At 70.6% G+C, this 25,114-nt stretch carries 25 protein-coding genes and 1 pseudogene; 1 reads left to right on the top strand and 25 read right to left on the bottom strand.

Annotated elements, in window-relative coordinates; genetic code table 11:
• Positions 1 to 2: 2 nt before the first annotated feature.
• The 7 genes from rlmN to rpsB all read right to left on the bottom strand — a co-directional run bounded on the left by rlmN (position 3) and on the right by rpsB (position 5,955).
• Entirely contained in the window at positions 3 to 1,103 is a 1,101-nt protein-coding gene (gene rlmN / locus ACGFWJ_RS30870) for a 23S rRNA (adenine(2503)-C(2))-methyltransferase RlmN (RefSeq protein ID WP_387649339.1), read from the bottom strand.
• 40 nt (positions 1,104 to 1,143) lie between these two features.
• Positions 1,144 to 1,332, bottom strand: coding sequence for a hypothetical protein (locus ACGFWJ_RS30865; RefSeq protein WP_392955349.1), 189 nt, complete (start codon positions 1,330 to 1,332; stop codon positions 1,144 to 1,146).
• A 100-nt stretch (positions 1,333 to 1,432) separates the two neighbouring features.
• Positions 1,433 to 2,299 (bottom strand): phosphatidate cytidylyltransferase, encoded by an 867-nt coding sequence (locus ACGFWJ_RS30860; RefSeq protein WP_392955347.1) that lies wholly within the window; start codon positions 2,297 to 2,299, stop codon positions 1,433 to 1,435.
• A 142-nt stretch (positions 2,300 to 2,441) separates the two neighbouring features.
• The gene (gene frr / locus ACGFWJ_RS30855; protein ID WP_014138333.1) at positions 2,442 to 2,999 is read right to left on the bottom strand and encodes a ribosome recycling factor; all 558 of its coding nucleotides are present in this window, start codon (positions 2,997 to 2,999) and stop codon (positions 2,442 to 2,444) included.
• Positions 3,000 to 3,080: 81 nt separating this feature from the next.
• A complete protein-coding gene (pyrH, locus tag ACGFWJ_RS30850; RefSeq protein ID WP_387649334.1) occupies positions 3,081 to 3,836 on the bottom strand; it encodes a UMP kinase in 756 nt (251 codons plus the stop codon).
• 287 nt (positions 3,837 to 4,123) lie between these two features.
• Positions 4,124 to 4,963, bottom strand: a complete 840-nt coding sequence (tsf, locus tag ACGFWJ_RS30845) for a translation elongation factor Ts (RefSeq protein WP_387649333.1) — start codon at positions 4,961 to 4,963, stop codon at positions 4,124 to 4,126.
• 131 nt (positions 4,964 to 5,094) lie between these two features.
• Positions 5,095 to 5,955: a 30S ribosomal protein S2 gene (gene rpsB / locus ACGFWJ_RS30840; RefSeq protein WP_387649330.1), complete on the bottom strand. Its 861-nt coding sequence runs from the start codon at positions 5,953 to 5,955 to the stop codon at positions 5,095 to 5,097.
• Between the two features lie 592 nt (positions 5,956 to 6,547).
• Between rpsB and ACGFWJ_RS30835 the strand changes: the two are divergent.
• A pseudogene (locus tag ACGFWJ_RS30835) lies at positions 6,548 to 6,985 on the top strand (peptidoglycan DD-metalloendopeptidase family protein); the annotation flags it as partial.
• A 120-nt stretch (positions 6,986 to 7,105) separates the two neighbouring features.
• On the opposite strand, the gene ACGFWJ_RS30830 reads toward ACGFWJ_RS30835, so the two are convergent.
• From ACGFWJ_RS30830 to proS, 18 genes are all read right to left on the bottom strand, one after another.
• Positions 7,106 to 7,741 carry a TetR/AcrR family transcriptional regulator gene (locus tag ACGFWJ_RS30830; protein WP_392955344.1) on the bottom strand — a complete coding sequence of 212 codons (636 nt, stop codon included), beginning with the start codon at positions 7,739 to 7,741 and terminating at the stop codon, positions 7,106 to 7,108.
• A 98-nt stretch (positions 7,742 to 7,839) separates the two neighbouring features.
• Positions 7,840 to 8,709 (bottom strand): RNA polymerase sigma factor WhiG, encoded by an 870-nt coding sequence (gene whiG / locus ACGFWJ_RS30825; protein WP_392955381.1) that lies wholly within the window; start codon positions 8,707 to 8,709, stop codon positions 7,840 to 7,842.
• A gap of 1,327 nt (positions 8,710 to 10,036) precedes the next feature.
• Positions 10,037 to 11,191, bottom strand: a complete 1,155-nt coding sequence (gene dprA / locus ACGFWJ_RS30820) for a DNA-processing protein DprA (RefSeq protein ID WP_392955342.1) — start codon at positions 11,189 to 11,191, stop codon at positions 10,037 to 10,039.
• A gap of 607 nt (positions 11,192 to 11,798) precedes the next feature.
• Positions 11,799 to 13,451 carry a YifB family Mg chelatase-like AAA ATPase gene (locus ACGFWJ_RS30815; protein WP_392955340.1) on the bottom strand — a complete coding sequence of 551 codons (1,653 nt, stop codon included), beginning with the start codon at positions 13,449 to 13,451 and terminating at the stop codon, positions 11,799 to 11,801.
• A gap of 1 nt (position 13,452) precedes the next feature.
• On the bottom strand, positions 13,453 to 13,923 hold the full coding sequence (locus tag ACGFWJ_RS30810; protein WP_387649382.1) for a YraN family protein: 471 nt from the start codon (positions 13,921 to 13,923) through the stop codon (positions 13,453 to 13,455).
• A 289-nt stretch (positions 13,924 to 14,212) separates the two neighbouring features.
• Entirely contained in the window at positions 14,213 to 14,539 is a 327-nt protein-coding gene (locus ACGFWJ_RS30805; RefSeq protein WP_030458804.1) for a DUF2469 domain-containing protein, read from the bottom strand.
• 56 nt (positions 14,540 to 14,595) lie between these two features.
• Positions 14,596 to 15,069 (bottom strand): NUDIX hydrolase, encoded by a 474-nt coding sequence (locus ACGFWJ_RS30800; RefSeq protein ID WP_392955338.1) that lies wholly within the window; start codon positions 15,067 to 15,069, stop codon positions 14,596 to 14,598.
• A 70-nt stretch (positions 15,070 to 15,139) separates the two neighbouring features.
• On the bottom strand, positions 15,140 to 15,889 hold the full coding sequence (lepB, locus tag ACGFWJ_RS30795) for a signal peptidase I (protein WP_392955336.1): 750 nt from the start codon (positions 15,887 to 15,889) through the stop codon (positions 15,140 to 15,142).
• A 167-nt stretch (positions 15,890 to 16,056) separates the two neighbouring features.
• Complete coding sequence (gene lepB / locus ACGFWJ_RS30790) at positions 16,057 to 16,971, bottom strand: signal peptidase I (RefSeq protein WP_392955379.1); 915 nt, start codon at positions 16,969 to 16,971, stop codon at positions 16,057 to 16,059.
• A 214-nt stretch (positions 16,972 to 17,185) separates the two neighbouring features.
• On the bottom strand, positions 17,186 to 17,965 hold the full coding sequence (gene lepB, locus ACGFWJ_RS30785) for a signal peptidase I (RefSeq protein WP_392955334.1): 780 nt from the start codon (positions 17,963 to 17,965) through the stop codon (positions 17,186 to 17,188).
• A gap of 253 nt (positions 17,966 to 18,218) precedes the next feature.
• Positions 18,219 to 19,130 carry a signal peptidase I gene (gene lepB / locus ACGFWJ_RS30780; RefSeq protein WP_392955332.1) on the bottom strand — a complete coding sequence of 304 codons (912 nt, stop codon included), beginning with the start codon at positions 19,128 to 19,130 and terminating at the stop codon, positions 18,219 to 18,221.
• A gap of 65 nt (positions 19,131 to 19,195) precedes the next feature.
• The gene (gene rplS / locus ACGFWJ_RS30775) at positions 19,196 to 19,546 is read right to left on the bottom strand and encodes a 50S ribosomal protein L19 (protein ID WP_030458810.1); all 351 of its coding nucleotides are present in this window, start codon (positions 19,544 to 19,546) and stop codon (positions 19,196 to 19,198) included.
• Positions 19,547 to 19,701: 155 nt separating this feature from the next.
• On the bottom strand, positions 19,702 to 20,520 hold the full coding sequence (trmD, locus tag ACGFWJ_RS30770) for a tRNA (guanosine(37)-N1)-methyltransferase TrmD (RefSeq protein ID WP_380488282.1): 819 nt from the start codon (positions 20,518 to 20,520) through the stop codon (positions 19,702 to 19,704).
• Between the two features lie 5 nt (positions 20,521 to 20,525).
• Positions 20,526 to 21,164, bottom strand: a complete 639-nt coding sequence (gene rimM / locus ACGFWJ_RS30765; RefSeq protein WP_392955330.1) for a ribosome maturation factor RimM — start codon at positions 21,162 to 21,164, stop codon at positions 20,526 to 20,528.
• 238 nt (positions 21,165 to 21,402) lie between these two features.
• Positions 21,403 to 21,642, bottom strand: coding sequence for an RNA-binding protein (locus ACGFWJ_RS30760; protein ID WP_043916171.1), 240 nt, complete (start codon positions 21,640 to 21,642; stop codon positions 21,403 to 21,405).
• A gap of 2 nt (positions 21,643 to 21,644) precedes the next feature.
• Positions 21,645 to 22,073 carry a 30S ribosomal protein S16 gene (rpsP, locus tag ACGFWJ_RS30755; RefSeq protein WP_043916170.1) on the bottom strand — a complete coding sequence of 143 codons (429 nt, stop codon included), beginning with the start codon at positions 22,071 to 22,073 and terminating at the stop codon, positions 21,645 to 21,647.
• Between the two features lie 414 nt (positions 22,074 to 22,487).
• Entirely contained in the window at positions 22,488 to 23,066 is a 579-nt protein-coding gene (locus ACGFWJ_RS30750) for a hypothetical protein (protein ID WP_043916169.1), read from the bottom strand.
• A 422-nt stretch (positions 23,067 to 23,488) separates the two neighbouring features.
• The gene (gene proS, locus ACGFWJ_RS30745) at positions 23,489 to 24,901 is read right to left on the bottom strand and encodes a proline--tRNA ligase (protein WP_392955327.1); all 1,413 of its coding nucleotides are present in this window, start codon (positions 24,899 to 24,901) and stop codon (positions 23,489 to 23,491) included.
• Positions 24,902 to 25,114: the final 213 nt, after the last annotated feature.

The raw sequence follows: 25,114 nt of genomic DNA, 5'->3' as shown, positions 1-25,114 counted from the left end.
CCTCAGCCCGCCGCGGCCAGCTGACCGCAGGCGCCGTCGATCTCCTGGCCGCGGGTGTCGCGGACGGTGGTCGGCACGCCGTGCGCCTGCAGCCGGCGGACGAACTCGCGCTCGTCCTCCGGGCGGGAGGCCGTCCACTTCGAACCCGGCGTCGGGTTGAGCGGGATCAGGTTCACGTGCACCCGCTGGTTCTTGATCAGCCGGCCGAGCAGGTCCGCCCGCCACGCCTGGTCGTTGATGTCCTTGATCAGCGCGTACTCGATCGACACCCGGCGACCGGACTTCTCCGCGTAGTTCCACGCGGCGTCCAGCACCTCGGCGACCTTCCACCGGGTGTTCACCGGGACCAGCTCGTCCCGCAGCTCGTCGTCGGGGGCATGCAGCGACAGCGCGAGACGGCAGCTCAGGCCCTCGTCCGCGAACCGGTGCATGGCCGGGACCAGGCCGACCGTGGAGACCGTGATGCCGCGCTGGGAGAGCCCGAAACCGTCCGGCGCCGGGTCGGTGAGGCGACGGATCGCCGACAGCACCCGGTTGTAGTTCGCCAGCGGCTCGCCCATGCCCATGAACACCACGTTGGACAGCCGGGCCTCGCCGCCGGGAACCGTCCCGGTCTTCAGGTCGCGCATGCCGGCGGCGATCTGCTCGACGATCTCGGCCGTCGACAGGTTCCGGGTCAGCCCGGCCTGGCCGGTCGCGCAGAACGGGCAGTTCATGCCGCAGCCGGCCTGCGAGCTGATGCACATCGTCACCCGGTCCGGGTACCGCATCAGCACCGACTCGACCAGCGTGCCGTCGAACAGCTTCCACAGCGTCTTGCGGGTCGCGTCGTCATCGCACGACACGTGCCGCACCACCGACATCAGCTCGGGCAGCAGCGCTTCGGTCAGCTTGCCCCGGCTGGCCGCCGGAATGTCCGTCCAGCTCTCCGGGTCGTTCGACATCCGGCCGAAGTAGTGGTTCGACAGCTGCTTCGCGCGGAACGGCTGTTCGCCCAGCTCGGCGACGGCCTCCTTGCGCTCGGCAGGGCTGAGGTCGGCAAGGTGTCGCGGGGGCTTGGCGCCACGCGGCGCGACAAAGGTCAGTTCTCCGGGCTTAGGCATGGTTCATCCAGTGTCGCAGACCGCGGCCCCTGCCCCGTCGCTACCTCTTCGCCGCCCGGTACCGCTTGAGCAGCGCCGTCAGCGTCGGATGGTCGACTCCCGCGTTCAGGCCCGCCACCAGATCGTCCGGGCACAGCTCGTACAGGTCTCCCCACCACCGCCGCGACCGGTTGTCCCAGATCCGGTACCCGCCCGGGACGCCGCGTGCCACGTACCGCCGTCTGCTCATCGCACCCCCCTATGCCACAGCGGACGGTAGCGGGCCGACGGCCCGCGCTCAACCGAAAAACGGCCCCCGGAGACCGGAGGCCGTAGCGGTCGCGCGCGCGTCAGTTGCCGACGAAGACCGTGAGCAGCAGCCAGACCACCGGGGCGGTCGGGAGCAGCGAGTCCAGGCGGTCCATGATGCCGCCGTGGCCGGGGAGCAGGGTGCCCATGTCCTTGATGCCGAGGTCGCGCTTGATCATGGACTCGGCGAGGTCGCCGAGGGTCGCGGTGACGGCCGCGCAGCCGCCCAGGATCAGGCCCTGCCACCAGGCGCCGCCGTCGATCAGGAAGTGCATCAGCAGCGCGCCGGCGATCATCGACAGGCCGATGCCGCCCGCCAGGCCCTCGCGGGTCTTGCCGGGGCTGATGGTCGGGGCTAGCTTGGTCCGCCCGAACTTGTAGCCGACGGCGTACGCGCCGGTGTCCGAACAGATCGTGACGACCAGGAACAGCAGGATCCGCCAGGCGCCGTCGTCGGCGGACAGCATCAGCGCGACGAAGGTCGCCAGGAAGGGCACGTAGAACGCGGTGAACACGCCTGCCGTTATGTCGCGCAGGTAGTTCTCCGGCGGCGTGGACATCCGGGCGACCATCATCGCCAGGCCGGTGAGCGCCAGGATCGCGGCGGCCCACTGGCCGCCCTCGAAGTAGCCGGTCACCACCATGCCGACGCCGCCGACCAGCAGCGGGATCTGCGGGACGTGGATGTCCTTGCGTTCGGCGAGCCGGCTGGTGAGCTCCCAGATGCCGACGGCTACGGCGGCGGCCACCACCACCATGAAGACCGCCTTGACCACGAACAGCGAGGCCGCGATCACCGCCCCGAGGCCGACTCCGACACCTATCGCGGCGGGCAGGTTGCGGCCGCCGCGCGGCTTGCGGGGCTGCTGGTCGGTTTGGGCCACGGAGGTCTCCTGGGCGGGGGGCATGAACTGAGTCTGTGCCGCGCCGCCCCCTGTGCCATACCGGAGGCCGCCGCGAGTGACCCGTTTGGTGCCGGCCCGGGTCGAGCCGCGCCCCGGGCCGGGCGGACAGAGCCGCCGGACCGGGGCGTACGCGCGGGGTCTGGGGTCAGACCTCCAGCAGCTCGGCTTCCTTGTGCTTGAGCAGCTCGTCGATCTGCGCCACGAACTTGGCGGTCAGGTCGTCGAGCTCCTTCTCGCCGCGGCGGCCGTCGTCCTCGCCGATCTCCTTGTCCTTGACCAGCTTGTCGATCGCGTCCTTCGCCTTGCGGCGGATGGAACGGACCGAGACCTTGGCGTCCTCGCCCTTGCCGCGGGCCTGCTTGATGTACTCGCGGCGGCGCTCCTCGGTGAGCTGCGGGAGCACCACCCGGATGACGGAGCCGTCGTTCGACGGGTTGACGCCCAGGTCCGAGTCGCGGATCGCGGTCTCGATGGCCTTCAGCGCGGTCTTGTCGAACGGGGTGACCATGGCCATCCGCGGCTCCGGGACGGAGAACGAGGCCAGCTGGTTGATCGGCGTCAGGGCGCCGTAGTACTCCGCGACGATCTTGGCGAACATCGCCGGGTGTGCACGGCCGGTACGGATGGCGGCAAGGTCGTCCTTGGCGACCCCGACGGCCTTCTCCATCTTTTCCTCGGCCTCGAGGAGGGTCTCGTCAATCACTGTGTGCTCCCTGTCCGGTTCATCTGCTGTTGTTCCGTACCGGTGCCCCGGACGGCTGTTGCTACTCAGTGCCCCCGGCGACTAGGCCTGGGCGGAGTCCTCGCTGATGAGTGTGCCGATCTTCTCACCCTTGACCGCACGGGCGATATTGCCTTCGGCGAGCAGCTCGAAGACCAGGATCGGCAGGCGGTTGTCCTTGCACAGGGTGATCGCGGTCAGGTCGGCGACCTTGAGGTCGCGGGAGATCACCTCGGTGTAGTCCAGCGCGTCGAACCGGACCGCGGCGGGGTTGGTACGCGGGTCGGAGTCGTAGACCCCGTCGACGCCGTTCTTGCCCATCAGCAGGACGTCGGCGTGGATCTCCAGGGCGCGCTGCACGGCGGTGGTGTCGGTGGAGAAGTAGGGCATGCCCATGCCCGCGCCGAAGATCACCACGCGGCCCTTCTCCAGGTGCCGGATGGCGCGCAGCGGCAGGTACGGCTCGGCGACCTGGCCCATCGTGATGGCGGTCTGCACGCGGGTCTCCATGCCCTCCTTGATCAGGAAGTCCTGGAGCGCGAGGCAGTTCATCACGGTGCCCAGCATGCCCATGTAGTCGGAACGGGCCCGGTCCATGCCGCGCTGCTGGAGTTCGGCGCCGCGGAAGAAGTTGCCGCCGCCGATCACGATGGCGACCTCCGTTCCCGCGCGCACCACCGTGGCGATCTCACGGGCAATGGCGTGCACCACGTCCGGGTCGACGCCGAGGCCGCCTCCGCCGGCGAACGCCTCGCCGGACAGCTTGAGCAGTACCCGGCGGCGGGTGCCGTCCGGTGCGGTCTCCTGCGTCTCCTGCATGGACTTTCCCTTCTCCGCCTGCTGGTCAGCAGATCTGCAAGTGCTACTCACGACGCCGGGCGTGCGGGCCCGGTGCCGTGTATACGCGAGGAGGCCACTGCCGCGGGAACCGGTACGGTCTCCTGCACGGCAATGGCCTCCTCGTCGTTCATGGTGCCGACGCCGCCCCCACGGGGTGCTGGAGGGCGCGGTCGGCGCGTTCCTCCGTCCTTACGGACGGGCGTGTCCTCCTACCTTATGTCCGGCCCGGGGCCGGTCCTGGCGGGGAGGAACTGCGCGGAACGGTCTCAGGCGCCGACGCGGAAGCGAACGAAGCGCTTGAGGGTGACGCCGGCCTCTTCGAGGACCTTGGCGACGGACTTCTTGTTGTCCTTGGCGAACGCCTGCTCCAGGACGGCGTTCTCCTTGACGAAGCCGGTCACGCGGCCTTCGACGATCTTCGGCAGGGCAGCCTCGGGCTTACCCTCCTCGCGCGCGGTGGCCTCGGCGACGCGGCGCTCGTTCTCGAGCTCCTCGGCCGGGATCTCCTCGCGGGAGAGGTACTTCGGCGCGAACGCGGCGATGTGCTGCGCGACGTCCTTGGCGGTCTCGGCGTTCTCCTGGTCGAGCTCGACGAGGACACCGATGGTCGGCGGCAGGTCCGGGTCCGACTTGTGCATGTAGACGCCGACGAAGCCGTCGTTGTCGAACTGCGCGAAGCGACGGAAGACGATCTTCTCGCCCAGGGTCGCGTTGGCCTCGTCCACGAACTGCTGGACGGTCTGGCCCGGGTTGATCTCGGAAGCCAGCGCGGCCTCCAGGTCGGCCGGGGAGGTGGCGGCAACGTGCGCGGCGATCGCGTCGGCGACCTCGACGAACTTGCCACCCTTGGCGACGAAGTCGGTCTCGCAGTTCAGCTCGACCAGAACGCCGGACTTCTTGTCCTCGGCGATCAGCGCGGCGACGGCGCCGTTGGAGGCGTCACGGCCCTCGCGCTTCGCAACGCCCTTCTGGCCCTTGATGCGCAGGAGCTCGACGGCCTTCTGAACGTCGCCCTCGGCCTCGTCCAGAGCCTTCTTGCAGTCCATCATGCCGGCGCCGGTGAGCTCACGGAGCTTCTTGACGTCCGCGGCGGTGAAGTTCGCCATCGTGTGATCTCTTCTCACGTCTCGCGTGTCTGCGTGGGAAAGTGCCGGGGCCCGGGGTGCGGTACCCCGGCACGGGAGAGAGGGGCACCCACCGGCTCAGCCCGGCCGGTGCCCCTCACCCTGGTGGTACGTCAGGCCTGCTCGGCCTCGGCGGCCGGAGCCTCAGCCTCGGCCGGGGCCTCGGCAGCAGCCTCGGCGGCGGGGGCCTCGGCGGCCTTCTCGCCCTCGAGGATCTCCTTCTCCCAGGCGGCCAGCGGCTGGTCGGCGCCCGGCTCGGCCTTCGCGTCGCCCTTGGCGACACCGGCGCGGGACTTCAGGCCCTCGGCGACGGCGTCGGCGATCACGCGGGTCAGCAGGGTGACGGAGCGGATCGCGTCGTCGTTGCCCGGGATCTTGTAGTCGACCTCGTCCGGGTCACAGTTGGTGTCGAGGATGGCGACGACCGGGATGTTGAGCTTCCGGGCCTCGCCGACCGCGATGTGCTCCTTCTTGGTGTCCACGATCCAGACAGCGCTGGGAACGCGCTGCATGTCGCGGATACCGCCGAGGGTCTTCTCCAGCTTGTCGTACTCGCGCTGGAGGACCAGGAGCTCCTTCTTGGTGAGGCCAGAGCCGGCCACATCCGTGAAGTCGATCTCGCCGAGCTCCTTGAGGCGCTGCAGACGCTTGTAGACGGTCGAGAAGTTGGTCAGCATGCCACCCAGCCAGCGCTGGTTGACGTACGGCATGCCCACGCGGGTCGCCTGCTCGGCGATGGCCTCCTGGGCCTGCTTCTTGGTGCCGACGAAGAGGACGCTGCCGCCGTGGGCAACGGTCTCCTTGACGAACTCGAAGGCGCGGTCGATGTAGTTCAGCGACTGCAGGAGGTCGATGATGTAGATGCCGTTGCGCTCCGTGAAGATGAAGCGCTTCATCTTCGGGTTCCAACGACGGGTCTGGTGACCGAAGTGGACGCCGCTCTCCAGCAGCTCCCGCATCGTGACGACGGCCATGTGCCGTACTCCTCTGTGTTTCCCGGCGCGCCGCGAGGCAGGTGCGCTCTGCGGGGTGCCGGGGCTCTCGGTTTGTCCGTGCCGGTCGGGCGACCGTCACGCCTGACGCCCCGACGTGCCAAGCCGCTTGGCCTACTCGGGGCTTGCGGCCTCGGCAGGCTCGGCGGACCGAGCGGCACTCGCACCTTTCGACCGTTCCCCGGAGGGGCGGGCCGTCGGTGGCGGGGCGTGCGAAGTCGACCCGGCAGACCGGGTCGCGTGTGAAGTGTACGGGAAGCCCCGAGCGGCGGGCGACTCGGTGCGGTCCCGCCGCCCTGTTCAGCACCGCTACGGGCGTCCCGCCGCCCACCGTTCACCCCTGTGGGGGACGGCAGTTGTCCACAGCCCCCGGTTTGTCCACAGCCTCCGGAATCGGCGGGCGACGCCGACGCTCCGACCTCCATGGTGGGGGTCGCGCCTGCTGAGCGGGCTTGTCGTGGTTTGCGCCGGGTGCTGGCGCTGTGCCGGTTTCGTCGCGTTGAGGGAGGTTGGCGTGGGGTGCGGGCGGGGTTCGTTCAGGCGGGTGGCGGTTCGCGTCGGTGTGGTGCTGGTGATGGCGGGTCTTGCGTCCGCGATCACCGGTGGGAACGGGTCGGGGAGCCCGGTGGCGGTGGCCCCGGTGGGGTTCTCCGCGGCGGCGGGGCCGGGGGCGGTACGGCTCGGGACGGCCGGGCCGGGGCCGGGGAGGGTGTGGCCGGTGGGTGATCGGTCCGGGTTGCTGCGGCGGTTCGATCCGCCTCCGGTGCGCTGGGCGGCCGGGCATCGCGGCGTCGACCTGGCAGCCGCGGCCGGTACGGCGGTGCGGGCGGCCGCGCCCGGCGTGGTGACGTTCTCCGGGCAGGTGGCCGGCCGCCCGATCGTGGTGATCACCCACACCGGCTCGGGCGCTCCCCCGCTGCGGACCACCTACCTCCCGGTGGCCGGGTCCGTCCCGGTCGGCGCTGCGGTCGCGGCGGGCGAACCGATCGGCGAACTGACCGCCGACTCCGGGCACTGCCCCGTCGACTGCCTGCACTGGGGCCTGCTCCGCGGCACCCGCTACCTCGATCCACTCGCCCTGCTCGGCACCGGCCGGGCCCGCTTGCTGCCGCTCGACTCCCCCGAGGCCGGATCAGCCCGCGCCCGAACCGGAGTCCGCGTCGACCCCGGCGGTTCCCGCGGCACCGGACCGGAGGCCGTCCAGAGCGAACCGCACCGCGGCGTCGGCGATCTCCGGCACCTCGGCAGCCTCCCGGGCCCGCTCGATCTGGCGGACCGCCGCCTCCACCACGCCCTGCAACAGCGAAGCCGCGACGGCCGGCCCGGTATGGCCGAGTTCCTCCAAAGTGCGCACCACCAGCGCGGTCAGGCCGGTGTGCGCGGCCCTGATCCGCGCCCGCGCCGCGTCGTCGAGTTCGTACTCGGCGACAGCCACCAGGGCGCGGTGCACCGGATCGGTGGCCAGCGCGACCTGCCCCCGGACGTACGCCTCGATCCGCTCGGCCGGACCGTCGCAGGCCGCCATGCCGGCTTCGATCTCGGCGGCCCACAGCGGGAGGTCCACCGCGCACAGGGCTTCCACCAGCTCCGACTTGGACCGGAAGTACTCGTACACCGAGGACCTGGCCAGGCCGGCCCGCGCGGCAAGGGCACCGAAGCTCAGCGCCTCCCTGCCGCCCTCCGCCAACAGGACGCGCGCGGCGTCCAACAGTGCTGCCTGCTGCAACTGTCGATGCTCGGCCACCGTGGCCGCCCGGATTTTCGGCACGCACCAACTCTACGGACGCCAACGGCCGACGGGGGCGCACACCGCGTACCCGCCGATCCGCCGACCTCGCGAGCCGTCCCCGCCTTCGCATCCTCGTCTCAGCGGGCGTCGGACATCTTCGCCCGCAGTTGCAGCACCGACTTGGTGTGAATCTGGCTGACCCGGCTCTCGGTCACCCCGAGCACCTGGCCGATCTCGGCGAGCGTCAGGCCCTCGTAGTAGTAGAGCGTCACCACCGTCTTCTCCCGTTCGGGCAGGGTGTTGACCGCCGAGGCCAGTAGGCGGCGCAGCTCGCGGTCCTCGGCGATCTCGACCGGGTTGTCGGCACCGTGGTCCGGCAGCGTCTCCATCAGAGTCAGCCGGTCACCGCTCTCGCCCGCCGAGTGCAGCAGTTCGTCGAGCGCCACCACGTTGGCCAGCGACAGCTGGCTGAAGATGGTGTGCAGCTCGTCCAGCGCGATGCCCATCTCCGCCGCCACCTCGGGGTCGTGCGGCGTCCGCCGCAACCGGGCCTCCAAGGTGGCGTAGGCCCGCTCGACCGCCTTCGCCTTCTGCCGCACCGACCGCGGGATCCAGTCCAGCGCCCGCAGCTCGTCGATGATCGCGCCGCGGATCCGGCTGATCGCGTAGGTCTCGAACTTGATCGCCCGATCGATGTCGAACTTCTCGATGGCGTCGATCAGCCCGAAGACCCCCGAGGACACGAAGTCCGCCTGCTCCACATTGGCTGGCAGTCCGACCCCGACCCGGCCCGCGACGTACTTCACCAGCGGCGAGTAGTGCAGGATCAGCTGGTCGCGCAGCCCCTGGGCGCCCGTCTCCTTGTACGAACGCCACAGCATCTGGAGCGCCGACTGGTCCGCCCCGCCCTTTGTGCTGCCCCGACTCGCCGCCGCTGTCTTCCCCTCAACCTCCGCACCCTCGGGCCCGGCACCACCCACCGTGGGCGCCGCCGCCGGCGCAGGCACCACCGCGCCAACACGCGCGCCCGGCCCGGCCTCCGCATTCGCCAAGCCCTCGCCGTCCGCGGACGCGGGTGCCGCAGACGCCGGCGTCGCAGTCGCCGGCGTCGCGGACACGGGAGTCTCGGGCACGGGAGTCTCGGACACGGGAGTCTCGGACACGGGAGTCTCGGACACGGGCGCAGGCCTGGACGTCGACGCCGAGGCCGGCCCGGGCAGCGCGACCGGCCGCGGACCGACCGGCGGCGGCTCGGCCAGAAGCTGGGGCTGAGGCTGCGACTCGCCCTGCCCCGGCTCCGGCGCCGTTGCCGACGCGGCGGCTGCCGCATCCGAGGAACGTTCCGCCTCCGGCCCGCCCGTCTGTCGGCGAACCTGCGAACTCCGGGCGGGAAGCTCCCCCGGCTTCACCTTCGAACGCGCGCCGCGCCTGGACTGGCCCCGCACCGGCCTGGCGTTCGCGGGCGACGCGTCGACGAAGGAGGCACCCGCCGCCTGCGCTTCGGCCGCAGCCCGCCCGGGCGTCGGCCCATCGTCGCCCTGGCCTTCGCCGAGCTGACTGCCGCCCGGCTGGTCGGCGCCCGGCTGATCGGCACTCCCACCACCGACCGGCGCCGACCCACCCGGCGGGGTGCTGGTGGTCTCCTCCCCGCGCGGCCTCGGTTTGGCCACACTGGACGGCACTGCTTGTGGGCAGGGCAGCAACTGGCCGGGCCGTTCGATGGACGGGCGCGCTGGGGACTGCCGGTCCGACGGCCCCAGCGGGACGGGAGGACGGGGAAGGGGCGAGGGCGAAGCGGGACGGGCCTGGGACTGTGGGGTCGCGGTCGGGGGATTGCCCGGCCTCGCCATTCCCACGACTCCCGAGGGCCTGGCCCGCAGCTCCGCGGCGTTGCGGGTCTCGGCCCCGGTCCCGTCCGGGGACCGACCGTCACCGGTCACCCTGTGTCCGGGAATGTGAGTGGGCATGCGTTGGTCTGCGCCGTTCTGCCGAGTCATGTGCTGATAGGGACGCCATAAGGGAGCGTAGCGTGACCAAGTCACTGCACAGTGCTACCGCCACTCGGGCGTCGCCCGATCCGGTGGCAGCAACGGGCTCCACCGGCGCGTCGCGGGTCGGGGCCCGGCCGGCTGCCGGGCACCCCACCTCCGCCGAGCCGCCGACCAGCACAGACCTCCCTCAACACGTCGGAATCTTTGCGTCACTCCCGCTCGCCGCTGTCGCCCTCCCGGGCTCACCCGTCTCAGCGCTGCTCTCAACTCACCTGGGGTTCCTTCCTGTTGACGGGATGCTCCGTTCGGTCGACCTTCCGTGTCCGCTATTGCGCAGATCCGATCACTTGCGTCGTACCAACCTCCAGTGCGCTCCGTGCCTCTCGACGAAGCCCAGCGAGCTCAGCTCGTGCAGGTGGTGCACGGTCTCCTGCGGGGAGAGCGCGGCGTACTGGGCGAGTCGCTGCACCGGCGCGCCGTCCGCACTCGCCGGCACCGCTTCCAGAACCCTTGCCACCGAGGGCACCAAGGCGTCTCTCGGCAGGATCGGACCGACCCGCTCCGGTGCCAGATCGTTGCCGATGGAGCCGATCAGCTCGCCCACTTCGGCACCGTTGGTGACCAGAGTTGCGGCTCCGCTTCTGATCAACGCGTGGACTCCCGCCGAGAGTTCGGACGTCACCTGGCCGGGAACACCCATCGTGTGCCTGTTGAGATCCATCGCACGACGTGCGGTGCTGAGCGCGCCGCTGCGAGGTGCCGCCTCGACCACGACCGTGCCTCTGGTGAGCGCCGCTATCACCCGGTTACGCAGCACGAATCTGAACCTGGTCGGGTTCATCCCGAGCGCCAATTCACTCACCAGCAACCCGGCATCTCCGATCCGCTCGATCAGTGACTCGTTCCCGCGCGGGTAGCAGATGTCGACCCCACTGGCCAGGACCGCGATCGTCATCCCGTTGACGGCCAGCGCACCCTGATGGGCGGCCGTGTCGACGCCGTACGCGGCTCCGGAGACCACCACCCAGCCGCGCTCGGCCAGTTCCGAGCCGAGCTGGCCGGCGATGTGCCGCCCATAGGCGGTGCAGGCCCGGGATCCGACAATGGCGACCGACCTGAGCGCCAGCAGGCGCAACGAGGGGAGCCGCGTCCGCGGCCGGCCGCGGATCCACAGTCCGACTGGGCGGCTGTCGCCAAGGTCGTCCAGCTGAGAGGGCCACTCCGTGTCGCCCGGAATGATGAACTTCCCACCGAGCTTGGCGATTCGTTCAAGGTCGGTGGCCGGGTTGAACTTTCGCAGCCTCTCCTGGTAGGCGGTGATCCGGTCCGCTCCGAGCCCAAGTCGGCTCGGCGATGCTCCGTGGTAGAAGCCCTGCACCAGGCCGACCACACCGAGGCGCTGAATCGCCCGGCCGATGGCCGCATCGCCCGGTTCGATCAGCCGGGTGAGCGCCGCTCTGGCGACCCGCTCGGGCTCGGGCGGGTCCGGCGTGGTCACCGCTGCGGCCCACCCGACGGGACGGATGACCCGGTGTGTGGAGTGGCCCGCGGCGCCCGGTTCGGCCGTACAGTGCCGACTCGTCGCGGCACTTTGTGCGGCATGGCCTGTGGTCACCGCACAGTCCGGGACCGCAAGCCGGGAATCGACTGTGTCCGAGCCCGGTCGGTGGAGGGCGGGTGGGCCGGCTCCGCGGATCAGGTGGCGCAACCGGTCGTGGCCGTCACCCGCCGCACGGTCGTCGGGCGGATGGGGCGGACAGGGGCTGTCAGGTGGACCCGGCAAGGTGGGCTCGCCAACGATGTGACGTCTGCCGCGCTGGGCTCGCCCGGCGTGGGCCGGGCCGCCATGCGGGCCCACGGTCTCGCGGCCGCGGGCCGGGCTGTTGGGCACCGAGGTGAGCGTCGGTGGGGCGGCGGAGTCGGCATGCTGCTGGGGTGCGGGAAGTGCTGCGGTCACGGGAAGGTCCTCCTGCGATGGCTTGTCCGGCGGGGGAATTGGCGCACGGACCGCTTCACGGTCTGGTGCGCTGCGTGGCGCCTTGTGCTGCGGGTCTGCGGGCCTGCCGGCCTGCGGACTTGCCAGCCGCAGCACAGGTGATGCCTGGTCAGGACTCGGCGCCCAGGTCGGCATCCACGTCGTAGTACGGGTCGGATCTGCGGTCGTTCGGGCGGGTGACGCGCTGGACTCCGGTGCGGAGGGTGAGCGCGGTCTGGACGTCGGTACGGGTGGGGCGGGGACGGTGGGCGAGGTCGGCGACCGTCCAGGCGACACGGAGAATTCGGTCGAGGCCTCGTGCGGTGAGCAACCCCCGGTCGAGGTCACGCTCGGCGTCGATGAGCGAGCCGGGCGCGAGTTGCCAGCGCGTGCGCAGTTCGTGCCCAGGCACTTCGGCGTTCGTCCGCCACGGGGTGTCGGCGAGGCGAGTGGCGGCCCGCTCGCGGGCCTCCCTTACGCGTTCGGCGACCGTAGCTGTGCTCTCGACTTTTCCGCCCTGCTGCAGCAACTCGGCTCTGCTGACCCCGGCCACCTGTACTTGGAGGTCTACTCGATCGAGCAGCGGCCCGGACAGTCTGGCCTGATAGCGGTTGACCATGACGGGTGTGCATTCGCAGCCTTCTCCTCTCAACGAATAGCGGCCGCAGGGACAGGGGTTGGCGGCCAGACAGAGCAGGAATCGGGCGGGTAGCCGCATCGAACCCGCGGCTCTGGCGATCATCACCTCCCCCGATTCCAGGGGTTGTCGAAGGGCGTCGAGGACCCGGACCGGGAATTCGGGTGCCTCGTCGAGGAAGAGCACGCCGCGGTGGGCCAGGGAGACGGCACCGGGTCTAGGCAGTCCCGTTCCGCCGCCCACGATGGCGGGCATGGTGGTCGAGTGGTGCGGTGCGCAGTACGGCGGGGTGTTGATAAGCGGACGGTCGGGTGGGAGCAGGCCGGCCACGGAATGGATCGCGGTCACTTCGAGGGCTTCGGCCTGGGTGAGTGGTGGGAGCAGGGCGGGGAGCCGTTCCGCCAGCATGGTTTTGCCGGCTCCGGGCGGCCCTTTGAGGTACAGGTGGTGGCCGCCCGCTGCGGCGATCTCCAGGGCCTGCCTGGCTTCGGACTGCCCGGCCACGTCGGCGAGGTCGGGTCGGCAGGCCTGGTCCGAGCTGAAATCGCGGACGCCGAGCCCGGGGAGCATCAGTCCGGCGAACGAGGAGTCGGGACGGCCGATGGACGGATCGGGTGGTTCGTCGGGGATGGGGGCGTTGGTGAGGATGGCGATGAGTTGACGCAGGCTTCGCACGCCGAGGACGGAGACACCTGGAACCAACTCGGCTTCGGCGGCGGTCTGTTCGGCGACCACGATCTGGCGGTAGCCGGCGTCCGCCGCAGCGAGTACTGCAGGCAGGACGCCGCGCACCGGGCGCACCCGGCCGTCCAGTCCGAGTTCGCCGATGATCAGCAGGCCGTCGATCGACGCGGGGTCGAGCCGTTCGGCGGCCGCCAGTACGGCACAGGCCACTGCCAGGTCGTACCCGCTGCCGCTCTTGGGTACGGAGGCCGGGGTGAGGCCCACGGTGAGTTTTCGCAGCGGCCATTTCTCGCCGCTGTTGGAGACGGCTGCGCGGACCCGGTCGCGGGCTTCGAGGAGGGCCTTGTCGGCGAGGCCCACCAGGCTGAAGGCTGCGAGTCCGGGTTCAAGGTCGGCCTGGACCTCGACCACGACGCCGTCCACCCCGACCAGGGCGACCGAGCAGGTGCGGGCGAAGGCCATCTCACACCGCCCCCCGCAGGTGCTCGACCGCGGCGGCGCCCTTGCGGGGGTTGACCACGGCGACCAGGTCGATGCGGACGCCGCCCGGCGGTGGGGGCGCCGGTCCGCCGACCGAGGCTTCGTCCGTCGGTTCGCCGCCGTCGACCCGCTCGGCAGCCAGCACCAGTCGGGAGAAGTGCACGGGCCAGCGTTCGACGAGCCACCGTTCGGCAAGGTGGCGCAACCGATCGGCCTTGCTCTGGTCGATCGCTTCGGACGGCTGTTGGAAGCCCCGCTCGGACCTGGTCTTCACCTCGCACACCGCGAGGGTGTCCCCGTCCAGCGCGACGATGTCGAGCTCGCCCTCGGCGCAGCGCCAGTTGCGCTCCAGGATGCACAGCCCGCCCTCCGTGAGCCGGCGGGCGGCGACCTCCTCGCCGTAGCGTCCGAGGCCGTTGGTGGAAATCTTGTTGGGATTCTGCACGGCAATCACCTCCGGCCGGAAGGTTGCCGTCACAGCCGGTAGATGGGCCAGCGAAATCGTCGAGCCTGTGGATAACTCGGACCTGTGGATAACTTAGCTCACTCGTTCGAGTGGCGAATCCAAAATGCGCTGGACATCCGACGATTTCAACGACCAGTCTCGGTGGCCCGGGCGTCGCCGCAGGCCATCGTGGTGCGGCCGCTCCGGTGGAAGGGCGCGGTCGGCCGCGCCGTTCCCCGCCCACCCTGGGCTGTCGGGCCCGGGGCACTCCCGGGCCGGCCGTTCAGCCGCAGAGCGGTCAGTTCCCGAACGCGGAGTCGTCCGAGGGCAGCTCGAGATCGCTCTTGGCCAGCTCCTCGATATTCACGTCCTTGAAAGTCAGCACGCGGACCTTCCGAACGAACCGGGCCGGTCGGTACATGTCCCAGACCCACGCATCCGCCATCGACACCTCGAAGAACACCTCGCCCTGCACCGAATGCACCTGGAGGTCGTAGTCGTTCGTCAGATAGAAACGCCGCTCGGTCTCGATCACGTACTTGAACAGGCCGACGACATCCCGGTACTCCCGGTAGAGCTTGAGCTCCATCTCGGTCTCGTACTTCTCGAGGTCTTCGGCACTCATTCCAAGCGTCCCCTCACTCGTCACGTCCACCCCATTGTGGACCACCGGGCCCGTGCTCAGAGCCGTACTGGTGGTTCTGGCGGCCCTTCAGTCAGAACCTGCTCCATCAGCGCGGCCAGTCCGCGCGGGTAGACGGTCTCCTCGGTGGTCCTCAACTCCCCCACCGTCCACCAGCGGACGGAGAGCAGCAGCGCGTGCTCCTCCGCCCCGCTCTGCCGCAGTACCACCTCGCTCCGACCGATGCGGGCCAGGTGGAACCACTGCTCCTGTTCGTAGTCCCTGCCCTGGAAGGAGAACTCCACCGTGCCGTACGCGACCAGCGGTCCCCACTCCACCTCGGTCAGCCCGATCTCCTCGGCCAGTTCACGCCGGGCCGCTTCGGCCGGGCTCTCGCCCGGCTCGATGCCGCCACCGGGGGTGATCCACCAGTCGATGCCCGGCGCGGCCGGATCGGTCCCTTGCAGCAGCAGGACGCGCCCGTCCGGGTCCAGCAGCAGCACGCGGACGGCTCTGCGACGTTCGACCGCCACCTGGTTCAGCTCCGTCCTGAGGTTCTGCGCCCGTTTCCGGGCCGGCCCCGAGATGCCGTCGGCCCCCGATTCAGGCCTTCCGCCGCCCCTGCAGCTTGCGGCTCAGAGAGACCGCCCAGCCCGCCGCGGAGGCGAGCACGATCAGGACCGCCCCGCCGACCGCCGTCCAACTGGCCGGCACCAGCACGCCCGCCTGGTGAGCACGCGGCGCACCCAGTTCGTCGAAGGCTGCGGTGCGCCCCTCCAACCCTGCCCGGGACAGCGGCAGGATCACCGCCTCGACCCTCGCCTTCACTCCGGAGGCAGGAACGGAGCCGAAGGCCACATCCAGGTGGCTGCGCGAGTCCATCGAGTTCCCCCGGAAGTCACCGAGCAGGAACAGCCGCCCCTCGGGCACCGTCACCGAGAACGCGATGGCGGGCGCTGTGGCCTTCGCCAAGTAGGGCTCGTCCACCTGGTGGCCGTTGACGGTGATCCGCCCCTCGCGATCGCCGGAGACGGTGTCGCCACCGACGGCGGCCACCCGCTTGACCAGGGTGGCGTTGCCCCAATCCGCGTCCTGGAAGACCACGATGTCGCCGCGTCCGATCGACTTCCCGTCAGCGGTGTGTGCGAGGACGGTGTCGCCGACCTCCAGAGTGGGGCTCATCGATCCGGTGGGGATCTTGAAGGGCCGGTACTGGATGGCGAGCATCGCGAAGCCTCCAACCAGCATCACGAATCCGATCGCGATCACCACGCCCTGCGCGATCGACGCCGGGTTCCGGCGGCGGGCCGGTTGGGCCTCGGTGGGCGGTGTCTGCTCCACGACGCTGCTCATCGGCTTCGCCCTCTCCTGGCGCTCACGCGCTCCGGGCGAGCGCTCGCTACCTGCCTGGGCCTCGCCGTCCTGGGCTGGACAGCACTGCGGGCCGTGGCACGTGCGAGCAGATTACTCACGAGTACCACGGCCCGCGCAAGAGTCAGTCGCGGACGGTCTGCGACCGGTCAGCGACGGCGCTTGCGCACCCACCACACGGCGGGGGCAACCAGGGCCGCGCCGGCCAGCGGCGGCGCGAGCGGCCCGCCGGCGGCCAGACCCTTCTGGTCGAAGGTGTCGGGGACGGGCAGCGTCGCCCAGTCACCGATCGGCCAGGCCACCACGAACGCGCGGCCGACGACGTTCCCGACCGGCACGGTGCCGCCGCCCGGCTGGTCCATGTGGAACCGGGAGTCCAGGGAGTTGGCGCGGTGGTCGCCCATCACCCAGATCCGGCCGTCCGGCACCTTCACCGGACCGAACGGCTTCTCCCCGCACGGGGTGTTGCCGGGGAAGATGTACGGCTCGTCGAGTGCGATGCCGTTCACCTTGACCGGGCCGGTGCCCTGGCACTCGACGGTGTCGCCGCCGACCGCGATGACACGCTTGATCAGGTCCTTCTCGTCGCTGGACGGCATCAGCCCGATGAAGCTGAAGACGTCCTGGACGCCACGCACGAAGGAGTTGCTGCTGCGTTGGGCGGGCTCGTCGTTCAGCCAGCCACCCGGGTCCTTGAAGACCACCACCTCGCCGCGCTCCGGCTCCGAACCGAACCACGGGGTGAGCTTGTCGACCAGCACGCGGTCACCGACCTGGAGCGTGTTCTCCATCGAACCCGACGGAATCGAGAACGCCTGGACGAAGAAGGTCTTGATCACCAGGGCCAGGATCAGGGCGATGCCGACCAGGATCGGCAGTTCCTTCCAGAAGGAACGCTGCTTGGGAGCCTTCTTGGCCCCCGGCGGCGCCGCCGAATCGCTCTCCTCGGCCGCATCGGACTCGGCCGCCCGCAGGGCATCACCGCCCTCCGCGTGTCGCCCATCGGAGTTGCCCGAAGGCTCCCCGTCGGGCTCCGGAGCACCTGAGCGGGCACCGATCACCAGATCCCCCACGACATCTCCTCCCTGCTGTGCGGACGCCTGCGCGTCCGCGCTCACCAGTGCCGCACAGCGGGCACCACACTCTGCGATCGACCGACAACCCGCCTCTGGCTTGCCCTACCCGGGCACGCCCGACACCAGGCCGGAACCGAGCACTTCAGCACTTCTCTATCACTCCCGGTCAGCCAGCCCGTGTTCCCACGCGCCGACCGAACCGTCAGTCGGCCGTTGGCCCGACCCGCCGGTGCACTCTCCACCGCCCGACAACGACCGGGAGGACGCCCAACACACCCATAACGAGCGGGGGTTCCGCAGGAATCGGTCCAACGGCCGATGATCCTGCCACTTGCACCGGCACAGCGGAGAGTGAATTGGGAACACCCAGTTGACCGAAGTGGGAGAGCGGCCACGCGACCACGAACGCACGACCCACCACATTCGCCACCGGGACGGTCCCGGCGCCCGGATTGCCCATGTGGTAGCGGGAGTCCGCGGACAGGTCGCGATGGTCCCCCATCACCCACAACCGCCCCTGAGGGACTGTCACTTTGAAGGTGATCCGCGAGGGCACGTTGCCGGGCGCAATGTACGGCTCGTCCAGCGGGGTGCCGTTCACGCTCAGCCGGCCCTGAGCGTCGCAGCACTCCACGGTGTCGCCCGCGACACCGATCACCCGCTTGATCAAGTCCCGCTCGTCGTCGGAAGGAAGGAGCCCCACCGCGGAGAACACCGACGTGGCCTTGTGCAGCACGGATCCGTCCGCAGCCGGCTTGTGGTCGTTCTCCAGCCAGCCGCCGGGGTCCTTGAAGACCACCACCTCGCCGCGCTCCGGCTCCGAACCGAACCACGGGGTGAGCTTGTCCACCACGACCCGATCGCCGACCTGCAGGGTCGGCTCCATGGAACCGGAGGGAATGACGAACACCTGGACCAGGAAGGTCTTGAGCACCACGGCAATGACGAGCGCCACCAGCACGATCACCGGCAGTTCACGCAAAAAGGAGCGCCGTCCACGACGCCCAGCCCGCTTTGCGGCCCGCCGCCGCTCGGCGCGGCCCCTCACGGCCCGGCTGCCCCCGGCACCGCCCCCACCGCGGTCGGCCGCCCCCTCGGCCTCCTCGGCTCCCCCAGTTCCCTCGGCTCCCCCGGCCTCCTCGGTTCCCCCAGCCCCCGCTCCCCCGGCCGTGTCAGCAGCCTCGGCGCCATCGGCCTGGTCAGCACCGTCCGCTCCGTCGATGGCGGCCCTGGGTCTACCTCTGCTCCCCATGGCCACCGGTCCCCCCTATCGCGGCGAATGCCGCCGGCCGGTCGAGCGAGGTCGTCCGGCCGAGGGGGAACAGCAGCCAGTCGGCGCGTCCGATCACCCGGTCCACGGGAACGGTGCCGCCGCCGGGCTCGCCGAGGTGGTCCCGGGAGTCGCGGGACGCACTGCGGTGGTCGCCCATCACCCACAACTTGCCGGAAGGAACCACGATGTCGAACGGCACTGCCGACGGTGCGTCGCCGGGGAGCAGATAGCCGCTCTCGTCCAGCGGCACCCCGTTGACCCGGAGACGGCCGTCGGAGCCGCAGCAGGTGATCCGGTCGCCGCCGACACCGATCACTCGCTTCACGTAGACCGTGTTGCCGGCCGGGGCCAGCCCGGCTCTGGTCAGCAGTCGCTTCACCCCGGACGGTTCGTCCTGGTACGGCAGAAAGGAGCCGATGCCGTCGAAGACCACTACATCGCCCCGCTGCGGGTGCCCACCGAAGGCGTAGGCGAGTTGGTTGACCAGCACCCGGTCCCCCGGTTGCAAGGTCCCCTCCATGGAGCCGGACGGCACCGCGAAGGGCCGGGCCACGAAGGCGTTCACCAGCAGCAGCGCGGCCACGCACACCGCACCGATCCACAGCAGGTCCCGCGACCACCGCCGCCCGGCACCGTCCTCAGCGTCGTCTCCGGCACCGTCCTCGGCATCGTGTCCGGCGTCGTCCTCGGCATCGTGTCCGGCGTCCGGTTCACTGGCCCGGCGCCCACTCGCAGCGTCGCCCTCGGTTCCACCGTCGATCACGGCCCCGCTGCCGATCACGGGCTCGGAAACGGCAACGGACCGCGTCGGCGTGTCCGCACCCGTGGGTACGGGACTGCCGTCGCGGTCCGTCGGTGGCTCGTGCGTGCTCATCGGGGGTGAGCTTATCCTCCCGGTCTAAACCGGTTGGAGGGCCTTCCCCCGTCGAGCCTGCGCGATCACGCGTCGCGCTTCTCCTTGATCTTCGCGGCCTTGCCGCGGAGGTCACGCAGGTAGTACAGCTTGGCGCGGCGAACCGCACCGCGGGTCACGACCTCGATCTTCTCGACGACCGGGGTGTGCACCGGGAAGGTGCGCTCGACACCGACGTTGAAGCTGACCTTGCGAACGGTGAAGGTCTCACCGATGCCGGCGCCGTGACGACGGATGACAACGCCCTGGAAGACCTGGACGCGCGAGCGGTTGCCTTCGATGACTCGGACGTGCACCTTCAGGGTGTCGCCGGGGCGGAAGGCGGGGATGTCGGTGCGCAGCGAGGCCGCGTCGACAGCAGCGAGCTTGTTGCTCATCGTTGCTCTCCATCGCAGGCGCCACGGGCCGCCCACGGAAAATCGTCTCAACTGGGTGGTGCTGCGGGCCGCTTCGGTTGGCGATGAACCCCCCGTGGCGGGGGCACCGGTCCACTGACCCCCACGAGGGGAGCCCGGCGACAGACAGCAGTCGCCTATTCTTCCACAGGCTCTACCGCAGACCGAAATCGGCCTGCGGCGTCGTCCCAGGCCAGGCCGAGGACGCTGAGTGCTTCGCGTTCCTTCTTGGTGAACGCGTCGCGCTGCCAACGGGCGACCAGGTCGGGCCGGTTGGCGAGGGTGCGGGCGAACGCCTGCTCGCGCCGCCACTGGGCGATCTTCCCGTGGTGGCCGCTGAGCAGGATCTCCGGCACCTCGCGGCCGCGCCACTCGGCGGGCTTGGTGTACACCGGGCCCTCCAGCAGGTCGGCCATGGCGCCGGGGGCGAAGGAGTCGTCCCGGTGCGACTCGGCGTTGCCGAGCACGCCGGGCAGCAGCCGGGCGATCGCCTCGACCATCACCAGGACGGCGACCTCGCCGCCGGCCAGCACGTAGTCGCCGATGGAGGCTTCGACCACGGGCATCCGGGTCGCGGCTTCCTCGATGACCCGGCGGTCGATGCCCTCGTAGCGGGCGGGCGCGAAGGCCAGCCAGTTGCGGGCAGCCAGGTCCTGCGCGAGTTCCTGGGTGAACGGCCGGCCGCTGGGGGTGGGCACCACCAGGGTCGGCACCTCGCCCTCGGGCCCGGCCGCGAGGACGGCGTCCAGCGCCGCGCCCCAGGGCTCGGGCTTCATCACCATGCCGGGGCCACCGCCGTAGGGGGTGTCGTCCACGGTGCGGTGGATGTCGGTGGTCCACTGCCGCAGGTCGTGCAGGTGCACGTCGAGCTGACCGCGGGCCCGGGCCTTGCCGACCAGCGAGACGTTCAGCGGCTCCAGGTACTCGGGGAAGATCGTGACGACGTCGATCCGCATGTCGGTCACGCCGCACCCCCGGTCGAGTCGTCGGAGCTCTCGGAGCCCCCGGAGTCGACAGAGTCGGCCGACTCTTCAGCGCCGGCCTCCGCGTCCGCGTCCGCGTCGTCCCGGGACGAGACAACCACCGCGTCGGCGGGGTCGATCAGGCCGGGCGGCGGGGTGATCACGGCGCGCTGCTCGTCCAGGTCGATGACGGGGACGATCTGTTCGACGAACGGGATGAGCACCTCGGTGCCGTCGGGGCGCTGGACGGTGAGCAGGTCCTGGTACGGGAGGTGGACCACCTCGGTGAGTTCGCCGATCAGGGTGCCGTCGGTGAGGACGACGTCCAGGCCGATCAGCTGGTGGTCGTAGTACTCGTCGGGGTCCTCGGGGGTCTCGTCCGGGTCGACCTCGGCGATCAGGAAGGTGCCGCGCAGCGCCTCGGCGGCGGTGCGGTCCTTGACGCCGGCGAAGCGCAGCAGCAGGCGTCCGCTGTGCACCTTGCCGGACTCGACGGTCAGCGGTCCGATGCCTGCCGGGTCGGTCATGAGGACCGCGCCGGGTCCGAGCCGCAGTTCCGGCTCGTCGGTGCGGACCTCGACGCTGACGTCCCCTCGGATGCCGTGGGCGCGGCCGATCTTGCCGACGACGAGCTGCACGGTGATCGTTCTCCTGAGATGAGCCTGGGTGAGGCGAGCGAGGTGGTGCGGTACATGAAGCGAACGGCCCCGAGAGGAACGGGCCACCCGAACGGAGTTGTCCGACCGGGGTTACCCGAACGGAGCCGCCCGGAAGGGGCCGGAAAACGGGAAGGACCGGCCGGGACGGATGCGTCCCGGCCGGTCCGGAAACCCGGTGGTCGACCTGTCGGTTGACGTTGCCGGTCGATCGAGGAGGTCAGCGAATGCTGTCCACATCGACCAGGTCGACCCGGACGTTGCGACCGCCGAGGGCGCCGACCACGGTGCGCAGTGCGCGTGCCGTGCGGCCGCCCCGGCCGATCACCTTGCCAAGGTCGTCAGGGTGCACCCGCACCTCGATGGTGTGGCCGCGGCGCAGGTTCCGCGAGCGGACCTGCACCTCGTCCGGGTGCTCGACGATGCCCTTCACCAGGTGGTCGAGGGCTTCCTCGATCATGCTCAGGCCTCGGTGGAAGCGGCCTCGGCCTCGTCAGCCTTGTCCGACTTCTTGGCCTTCGGGGTGATGGCGACACCGGTGGTGGCGTCCTCGAAGCCGGCGACGGCCTTGGCGAACAGGTGCGAGAAGTCCTCGACCTTGGGCTCGGCAACCTTCAGCGGCTCCGGAGCCGGCAGGCCCTTGAACTTCTGCCAGTCGCCGGTCAGCTTGAGGATGGCGAGAACCGGCTCGGTCGGCTGGGCGCCGACGGACAGCCAGTACTGGGCGCGGTCGCCGTCGACCTCGATCTTCGAGGGGTTGTAGGTCGGCTGGTAGATGCCGATCTCCTCGATGGCGCGGCCGTCACGCTTGGTGCGCGAGTCGGCGACGACGATGCGGTAGTGCGGGGAGCGGATCTTGCCCAGACGCTTCAGCTTGATCTTGACAGCCACGGGTGGATTCTCCTGGTCTTGACGTGGGTGAGCAGCGCTCCGCCGCGTGGGGCTGCGGCGCGAGATGCCGTTCAAGGGACACGCCAGCCGTTAGGAGAGAGGGTCCTGCCTGGCTGCCGAGTACTCAGCTGTCCATTCTGCCACATTGCCGAGACCCCCCGGACCGCGCCCCCGCACGGCCCGGCAGGCCCTCCAGGCACCACCGGCCCGACCGACCCCGGCACGCGGCACGCGGCGAGCGACAAGCGGCGACCGGCGACCGGCGAGGCAGGCGGCACCACGACAGCGCCACAAGCGCCACAACGAACAGGGCCGGAAAAAGTTGCGTCGACCGCCCCCGGAGGGGTCGGCCGACTCATGGCCGGTCCGCGGACACCCCGCCCGCGGCCCGGATCAAGCGTTCTTCAACAGCTGTCAAGCGATCTTGAACGGCTGCTGGCAGGCGCCGCAGACGATCGAGGCCTGCGCCAGCACGGACGGGACGACGCGGACGTTGCGACCGCAGCCGCACACCGCCTTGACCCGCACGCCGCCGCCCGAGGAACCGTGCCGGGCGGCCGGTCCGCGGAAGGCGCGGTGGTTGCCCTCGCCGGCGACGGCGAGCTGGTGCGCCCCGAGCGCGCGGTCGAGACGCTCGATGGTCTCGGCGTAGCGTTCGCGGGTCTCGTGGCCCATCGTGACCTGGGAGAAGCCGCTGCTGGCGTGCGGCTCGACCGGGTGGGCCAGGCCCAGCTCGGAGGCGAGCAGCAGGAAGCGGCGGTTGTGGTAGCGCCCGGCCCGCGAGGTGTCGCGGATCTCCCGCGCGGCGGCCAGGCCGTGCGCGGCCTCGTGCAGCAGCCGCTCGAAGTTGAGGCGGGTGCCGCAGGCCGACGAGGACTCGCCGATCAGCGCCTCGGGAGACGCCAGGTCGGGCAGGTCCCGGTGGTGGGCCTGGATGTCGCTCCAGGCGGCGGCCAGTTCGGCCGCAAGGACGAGGGGCTGTGTCGTGCTCACGCTGTACCAACGATGGGGAGAGAGCCGATGTTCCGCTGGACCCCGTGGTTCGGGAATTCCCAGCGAACTCTCAGGAATGCACTTCCGCACGCGAATTGCGCGGTTCCGAACTGACGCAAGACCAACCCCCTGCACGTTTGGACCCGGCGCCTTCGCCGGGCTCTCGGCACCCGTCGCGGAGCCCAACATCCCCACGACGGACGGCCCGCGACCTGTCCGAAAATTGACAGGGCCACGGGCCGTATACCGTACCGCTTGTCAGGTACTCCCGGGAGTTGACTGGTGAGTAGTCTCAACTACCAACACACGAACCGGGGTTCGGGTTTGGCGACGGCCGGCCCGGACAGCCGCAGCTCATCCCGGTGATCACGCTCCGCACAGGGCCCCCGGGCCGGAGCCCGGGGACGCCGTCGGCGGTCGGATCAGTACGCGCGGGCCACCAGGGCGAGGTTGCCCTCCTGGTCGTCGGTGGCCGGCACGGTGCCGTCCGCAGCGACGATGCAGCGCACCGACACACCCTGCTCGGCCAACTTGGCCTCGCCCTCGGGGCCAAGGTCGGCCCAGGAGATCCGGCCCCAGCCGGTGGCGGCGGCCTCGACGGCCTCGTCGATGGTCTTGACGTCCACGGTGCGGGCCTCACGGCGCTCCCGGGACTCGCGCAGCAGCTGCGCCTGGTCCTCCTCCAGGATGCCGGGGACGATCGCGGCCAGGGAGTCGACCTGGACCGGGGCCTTGCCGCCGGCGATCCGGCGGGCCAGCATCGCGGTGCCGGCCTCCAGGTCGCGCGGGCCGACCTCGATGCGCAGCGGCACGCCCTTGAGCTCCCAGTCGACGGCGCGGCGGCCGAACGGGGTGTCGGTGCGGTCGTCGACGACCACCCGGACGCCGGCGGCCTCCAGCTGGGCGCCGATCTCGCGGACCTTGGCCAGCACCGCGTCCTCGCCCTTGATGGCGAGCACCACGACCTGGACGGCGGCCAGCCGCGGCGGAACCCGCAGACCGTTGTCGTCGCCGTGGGACATGATCAGGCCACCGACCATGCGGGTCGAGACGCCCCAGGAGGTCTGCCAGACGAACTCGCGCTCGGCGCCCTGGAGCTGGTAGGTGGTGTTGAAGGCCTTGGCGAAGTTCTGGCCCAGCTCGTGGCTGGTGCCCATCTGCAGGGCCTTGCCGTCACGCATCATGCCTTCGAGCGTGAGGGTGTTGATGGCGCCGGCGAAACGCTCGCGGGCGGTCTTGCGACCGAGCACCACGTCGATGCCGAGCACGTTGGTCATGAAGTCGCCGTAGACGTCCGTGTGGATCTGCGAGGCGTAGTCACGGGCGTCCTCGTAGGTGGCATGGGCGGTGTGGCCCTCCTGCCAGAGGAACTCGGTGGTGCGCAGGAAGACGCGCGGGCGCAGCTCCCAACGGACCACGTTGGCCCACTGGTTGATCAGCAGCGGCAGGTCGCGGTGGCTCTGCACCCACTTGGAGAAGTACTCGTTGATGATCGTCTCGGAGGTGGGCCGGACGACCACCGGCTCCTCGAGCTCCTTGCCGCCGCCGTGGGTGACCACCGCGAGCTCGGGGGCGAAGCCCTCCACGTGCTCGGCTTCCTTGGTCAGGTAGGACTGCGGGATGAACATCGGGAAGTACGCGTTCTGGGCGCCGGCCTTCTTGATCCGCGCGTCCATCTCCTGCTGCATCCGCTCCCACAGGCCGTAGCCGTACGGTCGGATGACCATGGTGCCCCGCACCGGACCGTTGTCGGCCAGCTCTGCCTTGTTGATGAGGTCCTGGTACCAGCGCGGGAAGTCTTCCGCCTGGGGGGTGAGAACGGGTGCCTTAGCCATGGGCCGAATGGTACGGGGAGCGGCGGCCGGACCGTGAATCCGTTTCCCCGCCCCGGCCCTCGGACGGGGCGGGGGGCGCGCCCGCGCACACCCCGGGGCGCACACCTGCGGCGCGCGGAGTCCTGCTCGCACCCCTCTGGACGACGGCGGCGACCCGCTGTTCGCTGGGAGGGGCCGGGGGGTGCCGGGCTGCGGCACACGCAGCCGATTCCG

The sequence above is a fragment of the Kitasatospora sp. NPDC048407 genome, from assembly GCF_043200475.1.
Lineage (GTDB): Bacteria > Actinomycetota > Actinomycetes > Streptomycetales > Streptomycetaceae > Kitasatospora.
This window is presented reverse-complemented; position numbering and strand designations above follow the sequence as displayed.